This window comes from Rhizobium sp. 42MFCr.1 (genome assembly GCF_000377185.1).
Classification (GTDB): domain Bacteria; phylum Pseudomonadota; class Alphaproteobacteria; order Rhizobiales; family Rhizobiaceae; genus Rhizobium; species Rhizobium altiplani.
Genome location: NZ_KB897895.1, coordinates 1 through 4,977, shown reverse-complemented (window position 1 = coordinate 4,977; position 4,977 = coordinate 1). Strand labels below are relative to the sequence as shown.

At 56.1% G+C, this 4,977-nt stretch carries 5 protein-coding genes and 2 pseudogenes; 3 read left to right on the top strand and 4 right to left on the bottom strand.

All coding sequences use genetic code 11. The annotated features are described in order from the left end of the window. A partial coding sequence (locus C934_RS0131375; protein ID WP_018860456.1) for a hypothetical protein occupies positions 1–269 on the bottom strand: 269 nt, incomplete at its 3' end. Positions 270–625: 356 nt separating this feature from the next. Between C934_RS0131375 and C934_RS0131370 the strand changes: the two genes are divergently transcribed. Next, a complete protein-coding gene (locus tag C934_RS0131370; protein ID WP_018860455.1) occupies positions 626–898 on the top strand; it encodes a hypothetical protein in 273 nt (90 codons plus the stop codon). After that, a complete protein-coding gene (locus C934_RS0131365; RefSeq protein WP_018860454.1) occupies positions 895–1,212 on the top strand; it encodes an ATPase inhibitor subunit zeta in 318 nt (105 codons plus the stop codon). The genes C934_RS0131370 and C934_RS0131365 overlap by 4 nt, the downstream gene beginning before the upstream one ends. A 212-nt stretch (positions 1,213–1,424) precedes the next feature. Here the strand turns inward: C934_RS0131365 and C934_RS0131360 are convergent, their stop codons facing one another. Further along, a complete protein-coding gene (locus tag C934_RS0131360; protein WP_026372237.1) occupies positions 1,425–2,237 on the bottom strand; it encodes a transglutaminase-like domain-containing protein in 813 nt (270 codons plus the stop codon). Positions 2,238–2,359: 122 nt separating this feature from the next. Further along, positions 2,360–2,523, bottom strand: a pseudogene (locus C934_RS36125) (transglutaminase family protein); the annotation flags it as partial. A gap of 586 nt (positions 2,524–3,109) precedes the next feature. On the opposite strand from C934_RS36125, the gene C934_RS36585 reads away from it, so the two are divergent. Next, positions 3,110–4,288, top strand: a complete 1,179-nt coding sequence (locus C934_RS36585; RefSeq protein ID WP_245268058.1) for a hypothetical protein — start codon at positions 3,110–3,112, stop codon at positions 4,286–4,288. 256 nt (positions 4,289–4,544) lie between these two features. Here the strand turns inward: C934_RS36585 and C934_RS34490 are convergent. Beyond that, positions 4,545–4,927 (bottom strand): annotated as a pseudogene (locus C934_RS34490) (EAL domain-containing protein). Between the last annotated feature and the right edge of the window lie 50 nt (positions 4,928–4,977).

Genomic DNA, 4,977 nt, shown 5'->3' with positions numbered 1-4,977 from the left:
CCGGCCTTTTTGATAACGTCGCTACGCCCGTAGGTGCCGGCTGCTTTGAGTGCGGCCAAGATCTCTGCCGAAGCTGGATCCGATTTGGCCCTCTCGAGGCAATAGGGCGTCAGCGCAGCCGCGATGGCCGAGGTTCGCTCGATCCCGGCGGCTTTTTGAGCACTGCCATTGGTCACCCAACCTCCCCATGTGAAGCCGACGATGGCAAGTGCGGCCGCGCCGCATGCCGCTCCCCATAGGCCGGGGCGAAGCCAGGTCATGTCTAGCATGTCCATATCCAATCTGAATGAAAACGCGCAATATTGCGCAGAACTACAATAACACAAAACGTGATTCATGACTAATATATTATTTTTCCATCCATTTTATTTGGAATTCTCGAAATATTATTTTTGATCATTTGTAATAAATTCTGTTTTATATTTCCTTTTTCTATTTATGCCCTCTTCACGACTTAATTTGAACGTAGGGTAATCCAATCGTCATTTGGCCATATGGCTCCTTGCGGCGTCAGATCCCTTGAACGCCATCCTCCCAAATCCCGATTGGCTATGCCGATACCACCGGTCAGATGAAGGCTTGTACCTGTGTGGCAGTTCAGCGCCTTCACTTGGAGTTTGTCGCCATGTCAACGCGCATCATGAACACTATAGTTCATTTCTCGGCTCCGTTCACTTTGCCCGACCTCGATGAAATGCATCCTGCAGGAGACTACAAGATCGTGCAGGACGAGGAGCCAACCGACCTATCCCGACCGTCTCATCGGCGTGTGGCAACATTTATCTGTCTGCCGTCGATTGCCGCTGGAAGCCGGGAGCGGCGGATCATCAAGATCGATCCCGGTCTTCTCCAGCACCTGCTGTCGACGGCGAATTCTGCAGGGAGACCATCGCCATGAACGCGTTCGAGAAACGCGAAAAGGCGATGGAGCAGATGTATTTTCTGGCTTCTGAAATGGCCTTCAAGATTCAGTCCCGACGAGATCGGGTATTGGCTCATTGGGTTGCGGCCCTAGTCGGCGCTACCGATGTTGAAGCCTACGTTGCAGAAATCATCGATGTTCGGACGACAGCCGCGGGCGATGAGGGCGTTATAGCAAAGATTCTCGCAGACGTTCGAGCCGCCGGTCGCATTCTGAACGAGAAAGAGCTTCGAGTCCAAATGGCGACGCTGATCGCTAGTGAAACAGGCGCCGACACGCGCAGTCGTTGAATGTCCGTTCGAAAGAGTATGCGCGAAATCGCGGTCAATCCGTCTTTCACCCGCCGGCACGTCGGTCAAGAGATCCGGAACGGCTGGGTCCGTTGCCGCCTTGATGGGGTTAATGCAAATCGCCAGAGGACTGCATTGAGTCCGTTCCGTCTCGAAATGCCCAATCAAGCAATTCATGGCCGCGACCCCGGTGGCCAGCACCGGCCAGCAGATCAGCGTTGCTGCACTTCTTGCGTGATCACCTCGAAACGGGAGAGCTTTGCAGGCCCGAACGCTGTCGACAGGGCAACATCCGTCGCATCGCGGCCGGTCGCCATAAGGATACGCCCGATGCGCGGCGTGTTGTGGCGAGCGTCCGCCGTATGCCAGTGACCGCCGAGATAGACCTGGAACCAGGCGCTGAAGTCCATCGGATTGGGATCGACCGGCACGCCGATATCTCCCAGATAGCCGGTGCAATATCGCGCCGGGATGTTCATGCAACGGCACAGCGTAATGGCAAGATGCGCAAAATCCCGGCAGACACCAGTCCTGTCGGTAAACCCGCCATACGCCGTTCGGAGAGGATCCGCCTTCAGGTAATTGAAACTGATGTGATTGTGGACGAAGTCGCAGATAGCCCGGACGCGCTGCCATCCGAGTGGGGTCGACGAAAACCGTCCCCAGGCAAAATCGGCGAGCCTGTCGGTATCGCAGTAGCGGCTGCCGAGCAAGAAGACCAGCACCTCGTTCGGCAAGTCGTTAATCGCATGTTGAAACGCGCCTTCCGGGACAATGTCCGGCTGCCCGTTGTCATAAATCTCGAACTCCGTGGAAATCGTCGTCAGCCCCGGCGGAGCGACAATGCGACTGCAGGCATTGCCGAAGACATCGGTATAGTACCAAGCCTCGATTTGCCTGTCGAAAGTCAGTATCTGATCGGTCAGCAGATCGACACGGCGGGAGGGATGAATGTTCAACACCATGAGCATCGGGGTCGGCTGCCCACACTCGTAGCCTATATGGAATCCAGCCCGTATTTTCATCCTACATTCCCTGTTGGAGAGGTCGGTCATGCACAGAACGCAATTGGCAAACGTCGACGGCACAGGGGAGTTCCCGCGAGTCTCCTTGGTACAGGTCATTCGGTCGTAACGTTGACCTGCACCTACATGCCATCGCAGTCGGAAGGGCTCCCATCATAGATGCCGCTCAACGGGCACGCCTGGCTAGGGGAACGTGCGACTGCCACGCGAATAAGATCGCGATTGCCTACGAGCGGTTCGTCGGATCGAGCTCGGTCCAGCCGGCTCCAGGGAGATAGACCTGGCATAGGCATGAAGCGCGCGGCGAGCCAGAGCGAGCGGACTGCCCCATTCATAATGCAAAATTGCGACGGGATCCTGGACGCACTGTGAGGGGTAATCATCAAGGCAGAAGTCGTAGAAGCTGCGCCGGAGCCGCCTGACATCCTATCCTCCGCCTGATCCCCTGCGCATCACTCACAAGATTGAATCACGGCTCTCAAGCGCCAGCAACGCCGAGTTTTCCAACACAATCCTGCCAGAAGCTGAAATTGACAACCCTAAACGGGAGAGCAAGATAATTTCCGGCCGGCATGTCGGCCACCCGTTCGCCAGTTCCATGCTAGCGCCGCGCATATGATCGCGCCTGGTGTTGCAGATGGAACGGCGCTCGAAAGCGGAGCAGCGAACCGATCATGGTGACACCTAGCCGACTGATTGAACCCGCTCTTAGCGTCGGTGCCCTTCTGCTACTGACCGTTGGTTGCACACTTGTGCTTTGGCCTTTCCTGTCAGCAATCCTGTGGGCCGCAGTGATTTGTTTCTCGACCTGGCCAATCTACCGCCAATGCGAGCGTGCTGTAGGGGGCTATCGAGCGCCGGCTGCCGCAGCTATGACGATATTGGTGATTTTTGTTGTAATCGCGCCGCTGACTGTCCTCGTAACGGCGCTCGCCGACGACATCACCAAATTAGCCGGGGGAATAACGCGCGTTCTGGAGCAGGGTCCTTCAGCGCCGCCAAACTGGGTGCGCGGCCTGCCGATTGTTGGGGAGAGCGTGGCTGCTTACTGGGAGAACCTTACTAACGATGCTCCTGCATTTATTGTCGAACTAAAGAGGCTAACCGGCCCTGTCACCGATATTGCTCTCGCTGGCGGGGCGGCTTTCGGAGCCGGCCTGTTGCTCGGCTGTACAAAGTCATTGGTGCAAGGACGACGTATTTCCGGTCTCTATTGTATTGCTGCTGAAGCAACGCCATTTATGGTTGGAGACGATGCGATGGATCATGTGCCAAAAATGGGAGACCCTTCAACGTCTGTCGGCGTACATGAGATCAAGATCGAATGCGCCGGGGGTGGCGCCTCATGTATCTCGAGATTGGCGATACTGAGCGGATCGTGCGGCCGACGCGGCTATTTGCCCTCGCTACCTCTCCGTTCAGCAGCCATCCAAGCTCAAGAAAACAAGCCACCCCAACGTAGCGGCATATCGGACCGCGGAATAGGAGCCAGTTTGCCTAACGATCAAAGGAAATCCGGCCAAGCGAGCGAAGAGGCCAGGTTTATTCAAATCGCGCTGAAAGAGGCCGGATATACCGGACAGCTTACAGCCATGGATAGTCACCAGTTCGATGTGGCCGCGCGACTGCTTGTGAAGTTGTTCAGGGCGGGTGTTACGGACAGTGGTGCCGTGTCCGGGGAACTTAGAAAGCACTTCGGGTATGTGCCGGTCGAAACGCTCCAACCTGTCAGACATCGCAAAGCTACTCAGGGCATGGTGACGACCAGAACTGCAAATGACACTCATCCAGCCCCCACGCTCCAAGGTACTGCGCCCCAGAAGCCTGTCTCTTCACGGAAGGATCAATTGCAGGCCGATTTGGCGCGAACGCGAAAATACCTGACAGACGATGCTATCCAAATTGCGGCCCAAGAGGCTGGGATTTCAGGCGCGAGGCTTCGAGGCGAACCCACCTCACTAGCTCGACAAGAGTTGGACGGGTATTTTGCTCGGCAACGCTATCACCGCTTCGAATTGAGCTTAATTGAAGCGCGGATCAAAGCTCAGTAAAGTTCGCTCTCCCGTAGCTTTCCCAGATCGCCAGATAATGAGCGGCGGCGATGTGGTCCCGCCAATGCTGCGTGGAGACATTCCACTGCCATGCCGATTGGGCTTCATCGACTGCATTCGATCATCGACTGTACGAGCAAGTGTCGATTGGTACGTTGATTGTTATTCTTTGATGAGACCACTTTTGGGAACCTACTCTGAACGTCCTACTGCCGAAGTGCGCTCGACCGCGTGTGACATATCTCCTCACCATCCTTTATCCCGCATTGCGCTTCTCATAGAATGCCATGGATTCCTCGAACGGGAGGGCTTTCGAGTATAGCCACCCTTGCCCGAACTGAACGCCGGACTGACGCAGGATCGTCTCCGGTTCCGCTGTTTCGATCCCTTCCGCGACCATCTTGAGTTTCAGGCTATGGGCCATCTCGATGATATGAGGCGTCACCAGGCTTATCGCGGCATTCCGGCCGATGGCATCGACGAAGGACTTGTCGATCTTGAGCACCGTGATGGGCAAAGCAATGACAGACTGGAGTATCCCGTCCCGAAATCATCGATCGCGATCACATGGCCGGCGTCGCGCGCTTTTGCCAGGGTGGTTCGGGCAATGTCGGCGTGAATGAAGCCGCGCTCCGTCACCTCCAGCCAGACCTGCGACGCTTGCACGTCGGCCGCATGAATCTCGTCGG